The sequence below is a fragment of the Vibrio sp. 811 genome, from assembly GCF_033339195.1.
In genome coordinates, this window is sequence record NZ_JAWOUB010000391.1 from 1 (window position 1) to 713 (window position 713).

At 47.0% G+C, this 713-nt stretch carries 1 protein-coding gene; it reads left to right on the top strand.

The genetic code is table 11. From position 1 onward, the window contains the following. Positions 1–713 (top strand): cellulose synthase complex periplasmic endoglucanase BcsZ (bcsZ, locus tag R7Q46_RS27070; RefSeq protein ID WP_318078245.1); only part of this gene is annotated, 713 nt, incomplete at both ends.

The following is a 713-nucleotide window of genomic DNA, read 5'->3' on the forward strand; positions in this document are numbered from 1 at the left end:
CCGAGTCGTTGATGGCAGTGACAAGCGTATGATTACGACCTCGGAAGGTCAATCTTACGCATTGTTCTTTGCCTTGGTTGCCAATGACCCTAAAACCTTCGATCAGGTTTTAAAATGGACTCAATCACATTTGGCTGGTGGGGATTTGACGGCAAGGCTTCCTGCTTGGTTGTGGGGAAGAAAAGAAAATGGTCAGTTCGGAGTGTTGGATTCTAATCCAGCGTCAGATTCTGATTTGTGGATAGCGTACTCCCTCGTTGAGGCAGGAAGATTATGGAATAACTATTACTATCAAACCCTTGGACATCTGATCGCGAGTCGTATTTTACGTGAAGAAACCGTCAACATAGCGGGAGTTGGAACGGTATTGTTGCCAGCTCCAACGGGCTTTGATGCCGACGGCCAGTACCGTGTGAATCCGAGTTATGTTCCGTTACAACTGATTGCTCGTATGCAGTCTCTGTACCCGCAATACAACTGGGATTCAATGTATAAGGCAAGTGTTCACATGCTAGAGAAAACGATGCCAGCTGGCTTTAGCCCAGACTGGGCAGTATTGAGAAATGGTCGTTATAGCTCAGATGGGGTCACTGGGCCGATAGGCAGTTACAACGCGATCCGCACTTATCTTTGGGTGGGCATGTTAAATGACCAAGTTTCAGAAAAAGCAGTATTAGTGCAAAAAATGCAGCCGTTTGTGGCGGCAACCAAAG